The sequence below is a fragment of the Cupriavidus sp. UME77 genome (assembly GCF_014170355.1).
Classification (GTDB): domain Bacteria; phylum Pseudomonadota; class Gammaproteobacteria; order Burkholderiales; family Burkholderiaceae; genus Cupriavidus; species Cupriavidus basilensis.
The window spans coordinates 20,683-39,782 of record NZ_LZZU01000018.1 but is presented as its reverse complement, the minus strand read 5'-3'; the positions used below and the strand labels follow the sequence as shown (position 1 = coordinate 39,782).

Here is a 19,100-nt window from a genome sequence, read left to right as displayed (position 1 = left end):
GGGCTGACTTGTTACTTGTGGCTGATGCGCCGCACCAGCCAGTCGCCGAAGCTTTGCACCGCTTGCACGAAGACGATCAGGATCAGCACCACCGCCACCATCACCTCGGTGATGTAGCGCTGGTAGCCGTAGCGGATGCCGAGGTCGCCCAGGCCGCCGCCGCCGATGGCGCCGGCCATGGCCGAGTAGCCCACCAGGCTCACAAAGGTGATGGTCAGACCGGCCACGATGCCAGGCATGGCCTCGGGCAGCAGCACCTTCATCACGATCTGGCCGGTGCTCGCGCCCATCGACTGGGCGGCCTCTACCAGGCCTTTGTCGACTTCGCGCAGCGCGCTTTCCACCAGCCGTGCGATAAACGGAATCGCGGCGATGGTCAGCGGCACCACGGCCGCGGTCGTGCCGATCGACGAGCCCACGATAAAGCGCGTGAACGGAATCACCACCACCAGCAGGATGATGAAGGGGATCGAGCGCACGGCGTTGACCACCACGCCAATCGTGCGGTTGAACAGCGGATGCGACAGCACGCCACCGCGGTTGGTCAGGTGCAGCAGCACGCCCAGCGGCACGCCAAAAAGCGCGCCGACCACGCCCGAGATGCTCACCATCAGCAGCGTCTCGTTGAACGAGGTCAGGAACAGGTCAAACATTTCAGACCACATGCTCGATCTCCTCCACCACCACGCCTTCTTGTTGCAGATACTCCATTGCCGCCTTCACGTCGGCCAGGTCGCCGGTGGCCATGATGGCCAGCGAGCCGAAGGCCTGGCCCTGGATTTCGTCGATATGCCCGTGCAGGATGTTGAAGTCCAGCCCGTAGCGGCGAATCGCCTGGGCCAGCACCGGCTGGTCCACGCCCGCGCCGGTGAAGGCCAGGCGATAGACGTGGTCGCGCCCGTTGCCGAGGCGGCTCTCCACGCGCTTGAGCACGCTTTGCGGCAGTTCCTGCGCGATCACGTCGCCGATCATGGCGCGCGTGACCGCATGCTGCGGACGCAGGAAGACATCGATCACCCGGCCGGTTTCCACCACCTGGCCAGCCTCAAGCACGGCCACGCGGTCGCAGACCTGCTTGATCACTTCCATCTGGTGCGTGATCATGACGATGGTCAGGCCCAGCTCGCGATTGATCTGCTTGAGCAGTTCCAGGATGGAGCGAGTGGTCTCCGGATCGAGGGCGGAAGTGGCCTCGTCCGACAGCAGTACCTTGGGCTTGCTGGCCAGCGCCCGCGCAATCCCCACGCGCTGCTTCTGCCCGCCGCTGATCTGGGCGGGATAGCGATCCTTGAGCGCCGTCAGGCCAACCAGCTCCAGCAGCGGCAGCACCGTATCGGAGATCTCGCTGCGGGATTTGCCAGCCAACTCCAGCGGCAGCGCCACATTGTCATAAACGGTGCGCGACGACAGCAGGTTGAAATGCTGGAAGATCATGCCGATGTCGCGGCGTGCCCGGCGCAACGCGCCGCTGTCGAGCGCGGTCAGATCCTGGCCGGCAACGAAGACGCGGCCGGCGCTGGGGCGGTTAAGCAGGTTGATGGCGCGCACCAGCGTGCTCTTGCCAGCGCCGCTGCGGCCGATGATGCCGAAGACCTCACCTGCCGCAATCGACAGGTTGACGTCCCGCAGCGCATGCACCTCACCCGACCCGCCGGGGAAGCGCTGCGAAAGACCTTGCAGTTCAATCATGTGAAAAGAAAACGGCAACAGGCGAGTTTGTCTCTAGCACTGTTGCCGCATTTTATTTTTTTGGGCGAAGCGCGCATTTTAAGCGATCCGCTTCATACCAGAAACGACTTTTTGCCGATGTCTTTATGCATTGAGGGCATATAGCCCAACAAAAATCACAAAAAAAGTACTTACAAGACACTCCACGAAGGCGGGCGCTTGTCGAGGAAGGCCTGCACGCCTTCCAGCGCCGTCGGATCCATCATGTTGCAGGCCATGGTCTGGCCGGCGAGCTGGTAGGCCGCTTCGATGCCCATCTCCAGCTGGCGGTAGAACAGGCCCTTGCCGGCGGCCACGGCAGCGGCCGGCTTGGCGCAGATGCTGGCCGCCAGGCGTGCAACCTCGGCATCGAGGGCATCGGCGGGCACCACGCGGTTGACCAGCCCGCGGTCGCGGGCTTGCAGCGCGTCAATCATGTCGCCGGTCAGCAGCATCTCCATGGCGTGCTTGCGCGACAGGTTACGCGACAGCGCCACGCCTGGCGTGGCGCAGAACAGGCCAAGGTTGACGCCCGATACCGCAAAGCGAGCCACATCGGCGGCCACCGCCAGGTCGCACATCGCCACCAGTTGGCAGCCGGCCGCCGTGGCAATGCCCTGCACGCGCGCGATCACCGGCTGCGGCATCCTCTGCATCGCCATCATCATGCGGGTGCAGCGGTCGAACAGGCGGCGGTAGTAGTCGTGCGACGGGCTGGCACGCATCTCGCGCAGATCATGTCCCGCGCAGAACGCGCGGCCGGCGGCGGCCAGCACCACGACGCGGACCGAGGCATCGGCGCCGGCGCGGGCAAACGCCGCGCACAGCGCATCCAGCAGGTCCTCCGACAGCGCGTTGAACGCCTCCGGGCGGTTCATCGTCAGGCGCAGCACGCCCGGGGCGTCGAGGCTTTCGCTCACCAGCGGGGTCACGGCGCGGTTATCGGTTTCAGCCATGCCAGGCCTCCTATCGTTCGAGCAGCACTTTGAGGTGCGCATACACGCTACGGCTCAGCGCGCTCAGGTTATAGCCACCTTCCAGGCAACTGACGATGCGCCCTTTCGCATGAGCGCGGGCGACGTCGACCAGTTGGGCGGTGATCCAGGCATAGTCCTGCTCGACCAGCCCCATCTGCCCGAGGTCATCCTCTCGATGCGCGTCGAAGCCAGCCGAGATAAACAACATCTGCGGCTTGAACTCATTCAGGCGCGGCAGCCAGATCGTCTCCACCACTTCGCGCACCGCCAGGCCGTTGGTATAGGCCGGCAGCGGGATGTTCGACATATTGGTGGCAATGTGCTCGGTGCCACTGTAGGGATAAAACGGATGCTGGAAGAAGCTGCACATCAGCACCTGGGCATCGCCACGGAATGCGGCTTCAGTGCCATTGCCGTGATGCACGTCGAAATCGACGATGGCCACGCGCTCCAGCCCGTGCGCGGCGAGCGCATGACGCGCGGCGATCGCCACATTGTTGTAGAAGCAGAAACCCATGGCGCGGTCCGGCTCGGCATGGTGGCCCGGCGGTCGCACGCAGCAGAACGCATTCTCGATCTCACCCGCCATCACCGCGTCGGTGGCGGCCACGGCGGCGCCTGCCGCATGGGTGGCGGCGGCGAGCGTGTGCGGGTTCATCAGGGTATCGGGATCGATCGGGTGGTAGCCGCTGGCCGGGCTGGCCGCGGCCAGCGAGGCGATGTACTGCGGAAGATGCACGCGCCCGATCTGCTCGGCGGTGGCGGCGCTCGCCTCGCGCCGGTCAAGCAGGCCATCCATGCCGTGCGAGATCAGGTGATCCTCAATGGCCTGCAGGCGCTCAGGGCACTCCGGATGGAAAGGCCCCATCTCATGCAGCAGGAACTCGGGATGCGTGTAATAGCCTGTGGGCATGTCTTATTGCTTTAATCGTGGTCTCCATTCGTTACGTTAGCACATGCCGCGCCAGCCACCCAGCGAGCTGCCGCGCGGGCACCATCCGCTATACTCGCAGCGACTTGCAAAGGACACCATGACCGACTCCCAGCGCTCCCTGCGCCGCCCGCTTCTGGGCGCTGCACTTTCCGCTGCCGCATTGAGCTTGTGCGGCGTCTCCCCCGCCCTGCTTGCAGCCGGCAAGCGCCGCGTGAGCATGCGCGAAGAAGAAATCGAGCCGGGCCGCTACCGTGACAATCCCAAGAGCCGCGCCTTCATCGACGAGATGGTGGCGCGCCACGGCTTTGCCCGCCAGACGCTGGAAGGCTGGTTCGGCCAGGCCGTGTATTCATCCACGGTGGTGCGCCTTATCATGCCGCCCGCCACGCCGGGACGCAAAAGCTGGCGCACCTACCGCTCGCGCTTTATCGAGCCGATCCGCATCAACGCGGGCGTGCGCTTCTGGCAGCAAAATCGCGAGACACTGCGCCGCGCGGAAGCCGAGTTTGGCGTGCCGGCCTCGGTGATTGTCGGCATCATCGGTGTCGAGACCATCTATGGCCGCGACATGGGTACCTTCCGCGTGATCGACTCGCTTTCCACGCTGGCCTTCGATTATCCGGACGTGCCCAACCGCGAAGCGCGCACCACGCTGTTCCGCAACCAGCTGACCGACTACCTGCTGTGGTGCCGCGACACCAACACCGATGTGTTCTCGGTGCTGGGCTCCTTCGCGGGTGCCGTGGGCATTCCGCAGTTCATGCCCACAAGCCTGCGCGAATACGCCATCGACTACGACGGCGACGGCCGCATCGACCTGCGCAGCAGCGCCACCGACGCGATCGGCAGCGTGGCGCGTTTCCTGCAGCTGCACGGCTGGGAACCGGGCCGCCCGGTGGTCTGGCGCATCGCCGCCGACGACGGCAGCCGCGGCATCGCCGCCGCGGCTGCGGATGGCGAGCCATGGCCCACCCGCACGCTCAACCAGTTGCTCAAGGCTGGCCTGCGCGTGGACGAGCCAATCGACACGACACGCGAAGGCGAAACGGGCGTGCTGGTGGTGGACCTGCCCACGCCCGGCGAAACCACCGACTACATGCTCGGCCTGCGCAACTTCTATGTGCTGACGCGCTACAACCGCAGCTTCTTCTACGCGCTGGCCGTGTACCAGCTGGGCGAGGCGGTCAAGGCGGCGATGGGCTGAGCGGGTATCCGCTGCGCGATAAGCAAAAAGCCCCCGCAAGGCTGAACTCGCGGGGGCTTTTTCAATGCGCGGTGCAAGGCAGCATCAGGCCGGGAACACCCCCGTCGAAAGGTAGCGATCACCGCGATCGCACACCACGAACACGATGGTGGCATTCTCCACTTCCTCGGCGATACGCAGCGCGACGCACAGCGCACCGGCAGCCGAGATGCCGCAGAAGATCCCTTCCTCGCGCGCCATGCGACGTGCCATGTGCTCGGCATCGCCCTGGCTGACAGGCTCGGTACGGTCAATGAATTTCGGATCGTAGATCTTCGGCATGTACGCCTCGGGCCACTTGCGGATGCCGGGGATACGCGAGCCTTCGGCCGGCTGCGCACCCACGATCTGGATCCCTGCGTTCTGTTCCTTCAGGTAGCGCGAGACACCGGTAATGGTGCCCGTGGTACCCATGGCAGAGACGAAGTGAGTAATGCGCCCTTCGGTGTCGCGCCAGATTTCCGGGCCGGTGGTCTCGTAGTGAGCCAGCGGATTGTCCGGGTTGGCGAACTGGTCCAGGATCACGCCGCGGCCGTCGCGCTCCATGGAGTCCGCGAGGTCACGCGCGTATTCCATGCCGCCCTTGACCGGTGTCAGGATGATCTCCGCGCCGTAGGCAGCCATGCTCTGGCGGCGCTCCATGCTCAGGTCTTCCGGCATGATCAGCACCATCTTGTAGCCGCGGATGGCCGCTGCCATGGCCAGCGCGATGCCGGTATTGCCCGAGGTAGCCTCGATCAGCGTATCGCCCGGCTTGATGCGCCCGCGCGACTCGGCGCGGGCAATCATCGAGACTGCCGGCCGGTCCTTGACCGAGCCCGCCGGGTTATTGCCCTCGAGCTTGCCGAGGATTACGTTGCCGCGCGGAGTGCCGGCGGCGCCGGGGATGCGCTGCAGTTGCACCAGCGGCGTATTGCCGATGGTGTCTTCAATCGTCTTGTAGGCCATGGTGAGCGGGATTCCAATGTCGGCGGACATTGTAATCCAGTCGCAAAGCCTGCGTTGCCGGCGTGGCGTGTCAGGCTTCGGCCTCGATTCCGGCGTCAGCCTTGCGGCTGCCCAACAGGTGATACAGCAAGATCGCGCCAAAAGTGGCGGTACCGATACCGCCCAGCGTCATGCCGCCCAGCTTCAGCGTCAGGTCGCCAGCCGCCACGGTCAGCGTGGCGCCGACCGTGATCAGGTTGCGCGAACTGGAGAAATCGACCTTGTTCTGCACCCAGATACGCCCGGCAGTGGCGGCGATCAGGCCGAACACCACAATGGTCAGGCCACCGATCACCGGGCCCGGGATGGTCAGGATCAGCGCACCGAACTTGGGCGAAAAGCCCAGCACCAGCGCCACCACCGCCGCCACCACGAAGATCAGCGTGGAGTAGATCTTGGTCACCGCCATCACGCCCATATTCTCGGCGTAGGTGGTCACGCCCGTGCCGCCGCCGCCGGCGGAAATGATGGTGGCAATGCCGTCGCCGATGAAGGCGCGGCCGATATATGGATCGAGATTGCGGCCGGTCATCACGCTGATGGCCTTGATGTGCCCGAGGTTTTCCGCCACCAGCACGATGGCCACCGGCGCGATCAGCAGCATGGCGCTGGCCTGGAACACTGGCGTGGAGAAGACCGGCAGCCCGAACCAGGCCGCGGCGGCCACGCCGGAGAAGTCGATGCCTTTGCCCATGCCCAGCCCGTTGGTGCAAACGTAGTACAGCACGTAGCCGAACAGCCCGCCCACCAGTACCGGCAGCCGACGCAGCATGCCCGGCGCGTGCACCGCCACCACACCCACGGCCAGCACGGTCGCCAGGCCCACCCAGGTATCCAACGGCGCGCCGCTCACGGCCTTGACCGCCACCGGCGCGAGGTTCAGGCCGATGGCCGCGACGATGGCACCCGTCACCACTGGCGGCATCAGCCGCTCCACCCAGCGATACCCCACCGCCTGCACCACCAGCCCGATCAGCAGGTACAACACGCCCGCGGCGATGATGCCGCCAAGCGCCACCGGGATATTCGGGTTGGGGCCGCTGCCGGCGTAGCCGGTCGCCGCGATCACCACCGCAATGAAAGCAAAGCTGGAGCCCAGGTAGCTCGGCACCCTGCCGCGCACGCACAGGAAGAAAATCAGCGTGCCGATGCCGGAAAACAGGATGGCGATATTGGGGTTGAAGCCCATCAGGATCGGCGCGATCGCGGTCGAGCCGAACATCGCTACCACGTGCTGGATACCTGCCAGCAGGGTCTGGCCGGCGGGCAGGCGCTCATCAGGCGCAATCACGCCATGCGTCTTTAGCCGCCACTTGGGCAGGAACCCCGCGTCCTCGTTATTTCCCATTGTCCAGCTCCCTTTTTATTGGCCTGGCCGCCCCGTATGCGGGCAGGTCTGGCGCGATCTTGGATTTTGTTGGCCACGCAGCCGGCTCGGGCCGCAACAGCGTCCGCATGATACCGCGCGGCCGCATTCGTGATAAGCCACACGGCACTAGCACGAGCCATACCAGCGCCGGATCCTCGTGCTGGTGCACGGGCAGCAAAAAGCCCCGGGCTCGGCCGGGGCTTCGACGATCGGATAACCAGGATGCGGGCGCCGCGCTGCACGCCCGCGGCAACCTTAGCGAACGGCCTTGGCCGGCGGCTTCTCCGTCTTGACGTCCTTCTTGGCCGGGGCCGGGGCCGGGGCCGCCGCCACCGTGGTCTTCGGCGCCGCGGCGCCCCCTGCGCCGATGGTCATGCCGGCCTCCTGCAGGCGCACGACAGATTTCTGCCCCAGGCCCTTGACCCGATCGGCGAGATCCGCGGCATCCTTGAAGGGGCCACCCCGGCTGCGTTCGCTGACAATGGTGCTGGCCGTGGCCGGCCCGATGCCCTTGAGCGACACCAGCGCGGCCTCGTCGGCGGTATTCACATCGACCGCCGCAAACGCGGCACCCGATAGCGAAAACCAGATGGCGGCGGCCAGCAGGACCTGCCTGGACGCGCGCGTCAAAGTTGGCTTGAACATGGGAGTTTCTCCTATCCATTGATGAAGGTCGCTTCGCCCTGGCTGGACGAAGCAACACGCAGGATAGGAGCGCGCAACCGGCTTGGCGCACCTCGCAACAAAAGTTCACCTCAACGCTACCGAGGTGTCTCCACAGCGCGCGCAAGGCGCACAAAAGGCGCCTTTGCGCGCGTGTCTTTGCGACTTCAGCCCTTGTTCTGCAGCAGCCAGCGGCAGTAGCGCGACACGCCTTCTTCCACGGTGTAGAACGCATCCTTGTACCCAGCGCCACGCAGGCGCGAGACATCGGACTGGGTGTAGCACTGATACTTGCCGCGCAGCGCGTCGGGGAACTTGATGTATTCCACCAGTCCCTCCTGCACCATCTCGTCGAGCGTCAGCTGGGGGCGGCCATCGGCCTCGCGCAGCGTGTTGACCACCGTCGCGGCAATGTCGTTGAACGGTTGCGCGCGGCCGGTGCCGAGGTTGAAGATGCCCGACTTGTCCGGATGCTCCAGGAAGAACAGGTTGACCTTCACCACGTCCTCCACCGAGATGAAGTCGCGCGTGTGGCCACCCGGCGCATAGCCGCCATACTCGCCAAACAGCTTCACCGTGCCATCGGCGCGGAACTGGTTGAAATTGTGGAAGGCCACCGAGGCCATGCGGCCCTTGTGCGCTTCGCGCGGGCCATATACGTTGAAGTAGCGAAAGCCCACGATCTGCGACAACGCGGACGGCAGCGTGCGCCGCACCACTTGGTCGAACAGGAACTTCGAGTAGCCGTAGACGTTCAGCGGCTTCTCGTATTGGCGCTCTTCCTTGAACACCTGCGAGGCGCCATAGGTGGCTGCCGAAGAGGCGTAGAGGAACTGCGTGCCCTGCTCCAGGCAGGCATCCATCAACGCCTGGGTGTAGCGGAAATTGTTCTCCATCATGTAGCGGCCGTCGGTCTCCATGGTGTCGGAGCAGGCTCCCTCATGGAACACCGCGCGTACCTTGCCGAACTCACCGCGCTTGAAGCGCTCGAGAAACTCGCTCTTGTCGAGGTAGTCGCGGATCTCGCAGTCGACGAGGTTGTGGAACTTGTCGGCGCGCGTCAGGTTGTCGACGGCGACGACGTTGTCTTCGCCGCGCTCGTTCAGGCCCTTGACGAGGTTGCTGCCGATAAAGCCGGCAGCGCCGGTTACGATGATGGTCATGGTCGTGTGGGCTCAATAGAGCCAGGAGGCAGCGCGGCCATTACGCCGGCGTGCCGAACAATTCAGGATAGGTGACGACTGCGGTGCCCAGCTTGCCCACCACGATGCTGCCAGCGCGATTGGCGTGTTGCACGGCTTCCTTAAGCGGCACGCCCGCGCCCAGCATGGTCGCCAGCGTGGCGATCACGGTGTCGCCGGCACCGGACACGTCGTAGACTTCGCGCGCCTGCGCTGACACGTGCAGCACCTCGGCTTCGGTGTAGAGCGTCATGCCCTCTTCCGAGCGCGTCAGCAGCAGCGCTTCGAGATGCAGCTCGCGCCGCAGGTTCTGGGCCCGGATGGTGAGATCGGACTCGGTCTTCCAGGCGCCCACCACGTGCCGCATTTCGGCACGGTTGGGGGTGATCAGCGTGGCGCCGCGATAGCGTGAGTAATCGTCACCCTTGGGGTCGACCAGCACCAGGCAGCCCGCAGCGCGGCCCGCCTCGACCATGCGGCCCACGTGGGCCAGGCCGCCCTTGCCGTAGTCGGAGAGCACCAGGACCTTGTACTCCTTGACCAGGGCCAGGAAACGATCCTGCACCGCGGCCAGCACTTCATGCCCCGGTGCATTCTCGAAGTCCACGCGCAGCAACTGCTGCTGGTGCGCCACCACGCGCAGCTTGATGGTGGTGTTGACGCTGGGGTCGCGATGCAGGTAGGGCTGCACGTGGCTGGCGCTGAGCAGCGCCTCCAGCGTGCGGCCGGGCTCGTCATCGCCGACCACGCCCAGCATGCCCACCTGGGCGCCGAGCGCGGCGGCATTGCGCGCCACGTTGGCAGCGCCGCCAAGGCGTTCGTCGCTGCGCTTGATCTGCACCACCGGCACCGGGGCTTCCGGGGAGATGCGCTCGACGTCGCCGAACCAATAGCGGTCGAGCATCATGTCACCCGCCACCAGGATGCGCGATTGATTGATCTGTTGCTGCGGAATATGGTTCTTGCTCATGGACATCCTTGGCAACACAGCCCGGTCCGTCAGCCGGGGCGTTGGCTTGTCGTTCCCGTTGGGTTGCGTTTCAGCGCGTCGTGGTCGGCCGCCCGATCGCATGATATTCGATGCCCGCTTCCTGCATGGCTTCGGGCTCGTACAGATTGCGTCCGTCGAAGATGACGGGTGCCTTCAGGCGGCGCTTGATCTGGTTGAAATCCGGGCTGCGGAACACCTTCCATTCCGTGACGATGACCAGGGCATCGGCACCGTCGAGCGTGTCCATCTGCGCGTCGCTGAAATGCACGCGTGCAAAACCACCATCGATGTGTGCGAGATCGAGGGCCAGCGCGTGCTTGGCCTCGGCCATCGAGATCGGATCATGCACGCGCAGCGAGGCGCCGCGCGACACCAGCGCTTGCGCCAGCACCCGCGACGGCGCTTCGCGCATGTCGTCGGTATTGGGCTTGAAGGCCAGGCCCCAGATCGCAAAGGTGCGCCCGGTGAGATCCTCGCCAAAGCGGCGCACGACCTTGTCGGCCAGCACCTGCTTTTGCGCGTCGTTGACCGCTTCCACCGCTTCCAGCACGCGCATGGGCTTGCCATGCGCGCTGGCGGTGCGCATCAGCGCCTGCACATCCTTGGGGAAGCACGAACCGCCGTAGCCGGCACCGGCGTACAGGAAGCTATAGCCGATGCGCGGATCGGACCCGATGCCCATGCGGACCAGCTCGATATCGGCACCGACTTCATCGGCCAGGTTCGCCAGCTCGTTCATGAACGAGATGCGCGTGGCCAGCATCGAGTTGGCGGCGTACTTGGTGAACTCGGCCGAGCGCACGTCCATATAGAACGTGCGCTCGTGATTGCGGTTGAAGGGCGCATAGAGCTGGCGCATGATCGCCTTGGCATGCCGGCCTGCCACGTCGGCATTGCAGCCCAGCACGATACGGTCGGGACGCATGAAGTCCTCCACCGCGGCGCCTTCCTTCAGGAATTCCGGATTCGAGACCACCGAGAACTGCAGGTCTTCGAGGCCACGCGCGGCCAGCTCTTCACGAATGGCTTCGGCGACACGATCGCCGGTGCCGACCGGCACGGTGGACTTGTCCACCACCACCTTGAAGCCGGTCATGTACTTGCCGATATTGCGGGCCGCCGCCAGCACATATTGCAGGTCGGCGGAGCCATCCTCATCGGGCGGCGTGCCAACGGCGATGAACTGCACGTCGGCATGCTCCACGCTGGCCGCCACATCGGTGGAAAAAGTCAGCCGGCCAGCCTCGCGGTTACGCTGGATCAGCTCTTTCAAGCCCGGTTCGTAGATCGGCACGCCGCCGGCATTGAGCATCGCGATCTTGCGTTCGTCGACGTCCAGGCAAAACACGTCGTTGCCCAGTTCAGCCAGGCAGGCCCCGGTCACTAGACCGACGTAGCCGCTGCCGATAATGGTGACTTTCATAACTTGTACTCCAGATAGGGATTGGCGTGCGATGCTAAAGCAACAACATCAGCATCGGCGCCAGCATCAGCCGAGCGCCTCGGAACGGCGCGGTGCGTAGGTTTCCCAGCGGTTGCAGCCAGGGCACTGCCAATAGAACAACCGGGCGCGGAAACCGCACTCGCGGCAGGTATAGCGCGCCAGGTTACGCGTGCGGTGCTGCAGCAGGTCGCGAATCGCCGACACCTCTTGCTCATGCTCGATATCGTGGGCGGAGCCTGCCAGCTCGCCATCAGCCGCATCAGCCGCATCAGTCGCATCGGCCGTCACAGCCACGCTGGCTTGCGCGACCTCGGCGGCCTGCGCCTCAAAATACTTGGTCAGGGCCTGCAACGACGGCTGCCGGCGCAATTGCTCGCGCATCAGCACGGCCGCGGCATGCGCGCCGTGCTGCTCCAGCTCGGCGCGATAGGCACTATCGAGCAACTCGGCAGCCAGGTTCGTCTTCAGCAGGCCGCGCAGCCACTCCAGCGCCCGGCCATCGTCGCCGAGCTGGCGGTACGCTTTGACCACGCGATCCGCCACCAGCGGCAGGTAAGACGCGTCCTGCTTCTCGATGCCCAGCCAGTGGCCAAGCGCGCCTTGCGCGTCGCCCGCGGCCATGGCCACATCGCCCAGCAGCATCGGCGCACGCACATTGGCGGGGTTTTCCTTGGCAGCCTGCTGCAGCCAGCCGATGGCGTCATCGGGCTGCTTGCGCTGCAGCGCGTCCTGCGCGAGTTCGCAGCAGAACTGCGCGATCTGCACGCTGTAGTCCTTCTGCTCCAGCGGCTGCAGCTCGCGGGCCGCGTCAATGGCTTTCTTCCACTCTTTCTCGACTTCGTAGAGTTCCAGAAGCACATGCTTGGCCGGGGCCGCGTACGGCCCCGACATCAGCCGGCGCAGCGATTCCTCCGCGCGGTCAAGCAGGCCGGCGCGCAGGAAATCCTGGCCCAGCTCATAGAGCGCATGCTCTCGCTCGGCATCGGGAAGATCCTGGCGGCTAGCCAGGTTCTGGTGCACGCGGATGGCGCGTTCGGTTTCACCACGCCGGCGGAACAAAGCGCCGAGCGCAAAGTGCAGCTCGGTGGTCTCGGGGTCCAGGCGCACCACCTCGATGAACGCGTCGATGGCTTGGTCGGGCTGCTCGTTGAGCAGGAAATTCAGCCCCTTGAAATAGGAGCGCGGCAGCGCGCCCTGCTCGCTCATCAGCTGGCGCGCATCGAAGCGGGCAGCCATCCAGCCGAGGCCGAAAATGAGCGGCAGCGCCAGCAGCCACCAGGTTTCAAAAATCATGGGTCAGACTTTCGGGCCAACTACGTTGTAGGGAATGCCGGAACCTGCCGCGGCCTGTGGGTCGCGCGCACTTTCCGCCGACTGGCTGCGTGCCTCGCCCAGTGCACGCCGGAGCCGGCCCGCCTCCATGCGCTGGCGCATCAGCACGGGCGCCAGCGCCGCGAGCGCGGCGAGGATGCCCAGCCCGAACGCGGCCAGCAAGATCAGGATCAGCGGCGCGCGCCAGACGGCATCAAAAAAGAGCTGCAGCGAGACGTCGGCGGTATTGCGCAGCGCCAGCACGAACAGCAGCGCGAACAGGACGATGCGGATGATCCAGGCGACAAGTTTCATGCGGGCTTCATGCGGCAGATGGGATGAATCGGACTCCGGTGATGCGGACGTCGGTGGGCGGCGCCCCCCTCAGTGGATTCCCGGCATTGTAGCGGAATCGCCTCGCGCCAACGGTAACGTCTTGTATGCTCGCAAAATGAAAAAGCGCCCCTTATCGGGGCGCTTTTTTGACTATCCAGGCATATCACGAGCCAAACGCAGCGGATTCAGGACTGGGCCAGCTTCAGCCCGCCATCATCATGCAAGGCGCTGCCGGCAGCGGCCGCCGGCTTCGCCTGGCCAGGCGCGGTCACATGACCCGCACCAGCCGTAGCGCCATGGCCATTACCGGCGCCATGGGTGCTGCCATTCGCATTGCCGTTGCCAACGTGACTTCCATTGGCATTGGCGCCGGTGCCGCCGCTACCTGCCTGCGGCAGCGCCGGGCTACGATCGACTCGTTCACGCAACTCCTTGCCCGCCTTGAAGTGCGGCACCCGTTTCTCGGGCACCTGCACACGTTCGCCAGACTTGGGGTTGCGTCCCACGCGCGGCGGACGCCGGTTCAGTCCAAAACTGCCGAACCCGCGAATCTCGATGCGGTGGCCATCAGCCAGCGCTTCGGACATCGCATCGAGGATCGTCTTCACCGAGATGTCCGCATCCCGCAGCAACAGCTGCGGGAACCGGGCAGCCAGTTTTTCGACAAGCTCGGACTTGGTCATGGGCATCCGCTAGCAGGCGTAAGAACCAATGCTTACTGGTTGTCCTGGCCGAGCTTGGCCTTCAGCAGCGCGCCCAGGTTGGTCGTGCCAGCCGTGCCGGTGTCGGCAGCGAACTTTTGCATGGCTTCTTGCTGCTCGACGTTGTCCTTGGCCTTGATCGACAGGTTGATGTTGCGCGACTTGCGGTCGACGTTCACCACCAGGGCGGTGATTTGTTCGCCTTCCTTCAGCACGTTGCGAGCATCTTCCACGCGGTCAGCCGAGATTTCGGATGCGCGCAGGTAGCCTTCGACGTCATCAGCCAGTTGCACGACAGCGCCCTTGGCATCAACAGTCTTGATCGTGCCGTTGACCAGGGAACCCTTGTCGTTAGCCGAGATGAAGTTGTTGAACGGGTCGCCCGACAGCTGCTTGATACCCAGCGAGATGCGTTCCTTGTCGACGTCGATGCCCAGAACCACGGCTTCCACTTCGTCGCCCTTCTTGTACTTGCGCACGGCTTCTTCGCCGGTTTCTTGCCAGGACAGGTCGGACAGGTGCACCAGGCCGTCGATGCCACCGGGCAGGCCGATGAACACGCCGAAGTCGGTGATCGACTTGATCTGGCCGCCCAGCTTGTCGCCCTTCTTGTGGTTACGGCTGAAATCGTCCCACGGATTAGCCTTGCATTGCTTCATGCCCAGGCTGATACGACGCTTGTCTTCGTCGATATCCAGAACCATGACTTCGACTTCGTCGCCCAGCTGGACAACCTTCGACGGAGCGACGTTCTTGTTGGTCCAGTCCATTTCGGAAACGTGGACCAGGCCTTCGATGCCGGCTTCAATTTCAACGAATGCGCCGTAGTCGGTCAGGTTGGTCACCTTGCCGAACAGGCGGGTGCTTTGCGGGTAACGACGCGAGATGCCGACCCACGGATCTTCGCCCAGTTGCTTCACGCCCAGCGAGACGCGGTTCTTCTCTTGGTCGAACTTGAGGATCTTGGCGGTGATTTCCTGGCCAACCGACAGCACTTCGCTCGGGTGACGCACACGACGCCATGCCAGGTCGGTGATGTGCAGCAGGCCGTCGATGCCACCCAGGTCCACGAATGCGCCGTAGTCCGTGATGTTCTTGACGATACCGTTGACGATGGCGCCTTCCTTCAGGGTTTCCATCAGCTTCTGGCGCTCTTCGCCCAGGGTCGCTTCCACAACGGCGCGGCGCGACAGCACCACGTTGTTGCGCTTGCGGTCCAGCTTGATGACCTTGAATTCCAGGGTCTTGCCTTCGTACGGCGTGGTGTCCTTGATCGGACGCACGTCGACCAGCGAGCCCGGCAGGAACGCGCGGATGCCGTTGACCATGACGGTCAGGCCGCCCTTGACCTTGCCCGTGACCGTGCCCGAGATGATTTCGCCGTCTTCCAGCGCCTTCTCGAGGTTCAGCCACGATGCCAGGCGCTTGGCCTTGTCGCGGGACAGAATCGTGTCGCCATAGCCGTTCTCGAGCGCGTCGATGGCCACGGAGACGTAGTCGCCGGCCTGCACTTCGAGTTCGCCCTGGTCGTTCAGGAACTCCTCCACCGGCACAAAGGCTTCCGATTTGAGGCCGGCGTTGACGACCACGAAATTGTGGTCGATGCGCACGACTTCAGCGGAAATCACTTCGCCAGCCTTCATATTGGAGCGGGCGACGGATTCCTCGAACAGTGCGGCAAAGGATTCGTTAGTTTGCAGGTCGGACATAAACTTGAGTATCAATCCGCAGTACTCGGGCCGGCGCGTGGATCGCGCTCAGTCTGCACCGGGCAGCGGGGTCAGGTTGAACAACACCGGCGGAATCTGCGCTTGCAGGCTCTGCCGGCACTTCGGTGTTGCAGCGGCCGGACCGGCGCGGGTCAGGAACCCGGCGCGCCATACCATTGCAGCACCTGCGCCACCGCCTGATCCACCGTCATGTCGGAGGTATCGAGCAAGTGCGCATCCTCTGCGGGACGCAGAGGCGCGGCCGCGCGGGAACGATCCCGCTGGTCGCGCGACTCAAGGTCTCGCAAAAGGTCTTCGATATTAGCAGAAATTCCCTTATCAATCAATTGTTTATAGCGCCTGCGAGCGCGCGCCTCGACACTTGCCGTCAGGAACACCTTCAGCCGGGCATCGGGGAAAATCACGGTGCCCATGTCGCGGCCGTCGGCAACCAGGCCGGGCAGCTTGCGAAAACCGCGCTGCAACGCCGTCAGGGCGTCGCGCACCGGCTGGTGGACGGCGATCGCAGAGGCCCGGTTGCCGGTGGCTTCCGCGCGGATGGCCAGGCTGACCTCCTCGCCGCGCAGCCAGACACGGTCAGGCCCGAACTTCACATCGAGGCGGGTAGCCAGGCTGGCCAGCCCCTCCACATCCTGCATGTCGATGCCCGCACGCTCGCTGGCGAGCGCCACCAGGCGGTACAACGCACCGCTGTCCAGCAAATGGAAGCTGAGCGCGTCGGCCACCTTATGCGCTACGGTGCCCTTTCCCGATGCGGTGGGCCCGTCGATGGTGATGACGTCGACGATAGTCATTGTTTATTAAGACAGAACAAAATTTTGATTTCTTAAATCAATTGAGAATCATTAGCATGTAGTTCATGACAGGCACCGGACAGAATCGCGGGCCTATGCAGCAAACAACGAACATCTTCGCGAGGCAATCTACCATGGCTAAGACCCTGTCGTTCGGCATCATGCACGCTGCGATTGCCTTTGGCGTCACTTATGCGCTGACCGGCAATCTGGCGGTCAGCGGCGCCGTGACGTTCATCGAGCCGGCAGTCAACACTGTGGCGCATTACTTCTTCGACCGCTACTGGGAACGGCGCGAACCCGGGGCGAAGCATAAGACCTTGCCCCAAACCGGGCGCGGCGGCGATGACCTGCCACTGGCCGCATGATCAGCGCGCCACCGCGCCAAACACATCGAAGTAATCCGGGAACGTCTTAGCAACGCAGCCTGGCTCATTGATGCGCACCGGCAGCGGACCGAACGCAGCCAACGAAAAGCACATCGCCATGCGGTGGTCATCGTAAGTATCGATGCCGGCGGCCGGGGTCTGCCAGGCGGATTGGGCCGGTGGCGTCACCTTCAGGTAATCCGCACCCTCCTCCACTTCAACGCCTAGCTTGCGCAACTCGGTGGCCATGGCGCTGATGCGGTCGGTTTCCTTGACCCGCCAGCTGGCGATATTGGTTAGCGTGGTAGGCCCCTCGGCGAACAGCGCCGCCACCGCCAGGGTCATGGCAGCGTCCGGAATATGGTTGCAGTCCAGCTCGATGCCGTTCAAGCGGCCATCGTCGCGCTCGGTGCCGCGGACCTCGATCCAGTTGGCGCCGGCCATCACGTTGGCGCCCATGCGGTTAAGCGCCTCGGCAAACTTGACGTCGCCCTGGATACTGGCCATGCCCACGCCCTCGACCCGCAGCGGGCCGCCGCCGATGGCGCCCGCAGCCAGGAAGTAGGAGGCCGAGGACGCGTCGCCCTCGACAAAAATCTCGCCCGGCGAGCGGTATGCCGCGCGAGCCGGCAAGATGAAGCGTGACCAGCCCTCGCGCCGGATCTCGATGCCAAAACGCGCCAGCAGGTTGAGCGTGATCTCCACATAGGGCTTGGAAATCAGCTCGCCCACCACTTCGATCTCGATGGTGTCGCCAGGCGCATCGGCCAGCGGCAAGGCCATCAGCAACGCCGTCAGGAACTGGCTGGACACGTCGCCACGCACGCGGATCGGCGCATCGATGCGAATCCGTGCGGGAGCAATCTGCAAGGGCGGGTAGCCCTCGGTGCCGAGGTAGGCGACGCTCGCGCCAATCTGGCGCAGACCATCGACCAGATCGCCGATCGGCCGCTCATGCATGCGCGGCACGCCGGACAGCTTGTAGCTCCCGCCCTGCAGCGCCAGCGCCGCGGTCAGCGGGCGAATGGCCGTACCCGCATTGCCCATGAACAGCTCGGCCGCCTTGTTGGGGAATTTGCCGCCCACGCCGCGCACCACGCAAGCGCCATCCTCCTGACGCCATTCCACGCCCAGCGTGCGTAGCGCCTGCAGCATCACGCGCGTGTCATCCGAGTCGAGCAGGTCGCACACGCGGGTCTCGCCCTCGGCCAGCGCCGCCAGCAGCAGCACCCGGTTGGAGATGCTCTTGGAACCCGGCAGGCGAACCGTGCCCGAAGCGCGAGTGAAGGGACCGAGCGTGAGATGTTCCATGGTTTGCATGTTAGTTGGCGGGCGGCTTTCGATGAAAGGCGCGCCGCTTTCGTTGGCGACGTGGCGTTCGTGTAGCGCCGGATTGCGTGGCGATCAGGGCTCGGCGTTGACAGCCGGCGCGCGCTGCGCGCCCCATTGCTGCCGCACTTGGCTGGCGCGCTGGAAAATACGTTCCAGGCCATCGCCGTTGCTGTTTTCGATCAGGGTCTTCAGATGCGCCAGCATGGCCTGGTAGGTGCTGAGCTCGCTCAACATCGCCTCGCGGTTGCCAACGCAGATATCGCGCCACATCTCCGGCGACGACGCCGCGATCCGGGTGAAATCCCGGAAGCCGCCACCCGCGAAATCGAGCTTGAGCGCCGCGTCTTCAGCATTGGCCACCTGGGCCACCAGCGCATAGGAGAGCAGGTGCGGCAAATGGCTGACGGCGGCAAACACGGCATCGTGCTGCACGGCCGACATCACGCTGCACTGGGCGCCCGCGGTCTCCCACATGGCGCGCACGGCGGCTATATCAATGCGGGCATTCTCCTGCAGCGGGCACAGCACGACTTTCTTGCCGACATAGAGATCGTCCAGCGCCGCTTCCACGCCATGCAGCTCGCGCCCGGCAATCGGATGCGCCGGCACGAACTGGGCCGCCTTGTCGCCCAGCGCGGTCTTGGCCGCCATGATGACGTCGGACTTGGTGCTGCCGGCATCCGTGATGATCGTAGCTGGCTCAAGATGCGGCTCAAGTGCATGGAGCAGCGCAAAGGTCTGCGCCACCGGCGCGCATAGCACGATCATGCTGGCACCCTTGGCGGCGTCTTCCAGCGTGGCCGCCTCGTCGATCACGCCCAGCTTGAGCGCACGCTCGAGCGAAGCTTGCGAGCGGCCGATGCCGACCACCGTGCCGACCGCACCCGCGCGCTTGAGCGCGAGTGCCAGCGAGCCGCCGATCAGGCCAACGCCGACAATGACGACACGGGAAAAAAATGGAGCGGACGCAGGAACGGTCACGGGGATACGCTGCCAGGCAAGGAAGTTCGGGAATCCGATATTGTAACTTCT

19 protein-coding genes are annotated in these 19,100 nt (G+C 64.6%); 2 read left to right on the top strand and 17 right to left on the bottom strand.

All coding sequences use genetic code 11. From position 1 onward, the window contains the following. Nucleotides 1–11: 11 nt before the first annotated feature. The 4 genes from A9975_RS07580 to A9975_RS07565 all read right to left on the bottom strand — a co-directional run bounded on the left by A9975_RS07580 (nt 12) and on the right by A9975_RS07565 (nt 3,597). On the bottom strand, nt 12–665 hold the full coding sequence (locus tag A9975_RS07580; RefSeq protein WP_043344505.1) for a methionine ABC transporter permease: 654 nt from the start codon (nt 663–665) through the stop codon (nt 12–14). Further along, nucleotides 655–1,689 carry a methionine ABC transporter ATP-binding protein gene (locus A9975_RS07575; protein WP_183032083.1) on the bottom strand — a complete coding sequence of 345 codons (1,035 nt, stop codon included), beginning with the start codon at nt 1,687–1,689 and terminating at the stop codon, nt 655–657. Before A9975_RS07575 ends, A9975_RS07580 begins: the two co-directional genes overlap by 11 nt. A gap of 170 nt (nt 1,690–1,859) precedes the next feature. Continuing rightward, nucleotides 1,860–2,663 carry an enoyl-CoA hydratase gene (locus A9975_RS07570; RefSeq protein ID WP_183032082.1) on the bottom strand — a complete coding sequence of 268 codons (804 nt, stop codon included), beginning with the start codon at nt 2,661–2,663 and terminating at the stop codon, nt 1,860–1,862. A gap of 10 nt (nt 2,664–2,673) precedes the next feature. Beyond that, nucleotides 2,674–3,597 (bottom strand): histone deacetylase family protein, encoded by a 924-nt coding sequence (locus tag A9975_RS07565; RefSeq protein ID WP_183032081.1) that lies wholly within the window; start codon nt 3,595–3,597, stop codon nt 2,674–2,676. 118 nt (nt 3,598–3,715) lie between these two features. Between A9975_RS07565 and mltB the strand changes: the two genes are divergently transcribed. After that, nucleotides 3,716–4,822, top strand: coding sequence for a lytic murein transglycosylase B (mltB, locus tag A9975_RS07560; protein ID WP_183032080.1), 1,107 nt, complete (start codon nt 3,716–3,718; stop codon nt 4,820–4,822). Nucleotides 4,823–4,906: 84 nt separating this feature from the next. Here mltB and cysM read toward each other — a convergent pair whose 3' ends face one another. From cysM to cmk, 11 genes are all read right to left on the bottom strand, one after another. Next, nucleotides 4,907–5,809 (bottom strand): cysteine synthase CysM, encoded by a 903-nt coding sequence (gene cysM / locus A9975_RS07555; RefSeq protein WP_150992214.1) that lies wholly within the window; start codon nt 5,807–5,809, stop codon nt 4,907–4,909. 70 nt (nt 5,810–5,879) lie between these two features. Then, nucleotides 5,880–7,196, bottom strand: coding sequence for a solute carrier family 23 protein (locus tag A9975_RS07550; protein ID WP_150992170.1), 1,317 nt, complete (start codon nt 7,194–7,196; stop codon nt 5,880–5,882). A gap of 276 nt (nt 7,197–7,472) precedes the next feature. Continuing rightward, the gene (locus A9975_RS07545; RefSeq protein WP_183032079.1) at nt 7,473–7,862 is read right to left on the bottom strand and encodes a helix-hairpin-helix domain-containing protein; all 390 of its coding nucleotides are present in this window, start codon (nt 7,860–7,862) and stop codon (nt 7,473–7,475) included. A 185-nt stretch (nt 7,863–8,047) separates the two neighbouring features. Further along, nucleotides 8,048–9,043 (bottom strand): ADP-glyceromanno-heptose 6-epimerase, encoded by a 996-nt coding sequence (rfaD, locus tag A9975_RS07540; RefSeq protein ID WP_174423162.1) that lies wholly within the window; start codon nt 9,041–9,043, stop codon nt 8,048–8,050. Nucleotides 9,044–9,083: 40 nt separating this feature from the next. Next, nucleotides 9,084–10,031: a D-glycero-beta-D-manno-heptose-7-phosphate kinase gene (rfaE1, locus tag A9975_RS07535; RefSeq protein ID WP_174423163.1), complete on the bottom strand. Its 948-nt coding sequence runs from the start codon at nt 10,029–10,031 to the stop codon at nt 9,084–9,086. Nucleotides 10,032–10,101: 70 nt separating this feature from the next. Continuing rightward, nucleotides 10,102–11,475, bottom strand: a complete 1,374-nt coding sequence (locus A9975_RS07530; protein ID WP_183032078.1) for a UDP-glucose/GDP-mannose dehydrogenase family protein — start codon at nt 11,473–11,475, stop codon at nt 10,102–10,104. A 66-nt stretch (nt 11,476–11,541) separates the two neighbouring features. Next, nucleotides 11,542–12,789 carry a lipopolysaccharide assembly protein LapB gene (lapB, locus tag A9975_RS07525; protein ID WP_183032077.1) on the bottom strand — a complete coding sequence of 416 codons (1,248 nt, stop codon included), beginning with the start codon at nt 12,787–12,789 and terminating at the stop codon, nt 11,542–11,544. A 3-nt stretch (nt 12,790–12,792) separates the two neighbouring features. Beyond that, the gene (locus A9975_RS07520; RefSeq protein WP_183032076.1) at nt 12,793–13,122 is read right to left on the bottom strand and encodes a lipopolysaccharide assembly protein LapA domain-containing protein; all 330 of its coding nucleotides are present in this window, start codon (nt 13,120–13,122) and stop codon (nt 12,793–12,795) included. A 206-nt stretch (nt 13,123–13,328) separates the two neighbouring features. Continuing rightward, entirely contained in the window at nt 13,329–13,826 is a 498-nt protein-coding gene (locus A9975_RS07515) for an integration host factor subunit beta (protein ID WP_183032075.1), read from the bottom strand. A 32-nt stretch (nt 13,827–13,858) separates the two neighbouring features. Beyond that, nucleotides 13,859–15,553, bottom strand: a complete 1,695-nt coding sequence (gene rpsA, locus A9975_RS07510; protein ID WP_006158411.1) for a 30S ribosomal protein S1 — start codon at nt 15,551–15,553, stop codon at nt 13,859–13,861. Between the two features lie 152 nt (nt 15,554–15,705). Continuing rightward, on the bottom strand, nt 15,706–16,368 hold the full coding sequence (cmk, locus tag A9975_RS07505; RefSeq protein ID WP_183032074.1) for a (d)CMP kinase: 663 nt from the start codon (nt 16,366–16,368) through the stop codon (nt 15,706–15,708). 134 nt (nt 16,369–16,502) lie between these two features. On the opposite strand from cmk, the gene A9975_RS07500 reads away from it, so the two are divergent. Further along, nucleotides 16,503–16,736, top strand: a complete 234-nt coding sequence (locus tag A9975_RS07500; protein WP_183032073.1) for a DUF2061 domain-containing protein — start codon at nt 16,503–16,505, stop codon at nt 16,734–16,736. On the opposite strand, the gene aroA is transcribed toward A9975_RS07500, so the two are convergent. Together aroA and A9975_RS07490 are read right to left on the bottom strand one after the other, a co-directional pair. Next, complete coding sequence (gene aroA, locus A9975_RS07495; RefSeq protein WP_183032443.1) at nt 16,737–18,047, bottom strand: 3-phosphoshikimate 1-carboxyvinyltransferase; 1,311 nt, start codon at nt 18,045–18,047, stop codon at nt 16,737–16,739. A 93-nt stretch (nt 18,048–18,140) separates the two neighbouring features. After that, nucleotides 18,141–19,049, bottom strand: a complete 909-nt coding sequence (locus A9975_RS07490; protein ID WP_183032072.1) for a prephenate dehydrogenase/arogenate dehydrogenase family protein — start codon at nt 19,047–19,049, stop codon at nt 18,141–18,143. Nucleotides 19,050–19,100 lie beyond the last annotated feature (51 nt).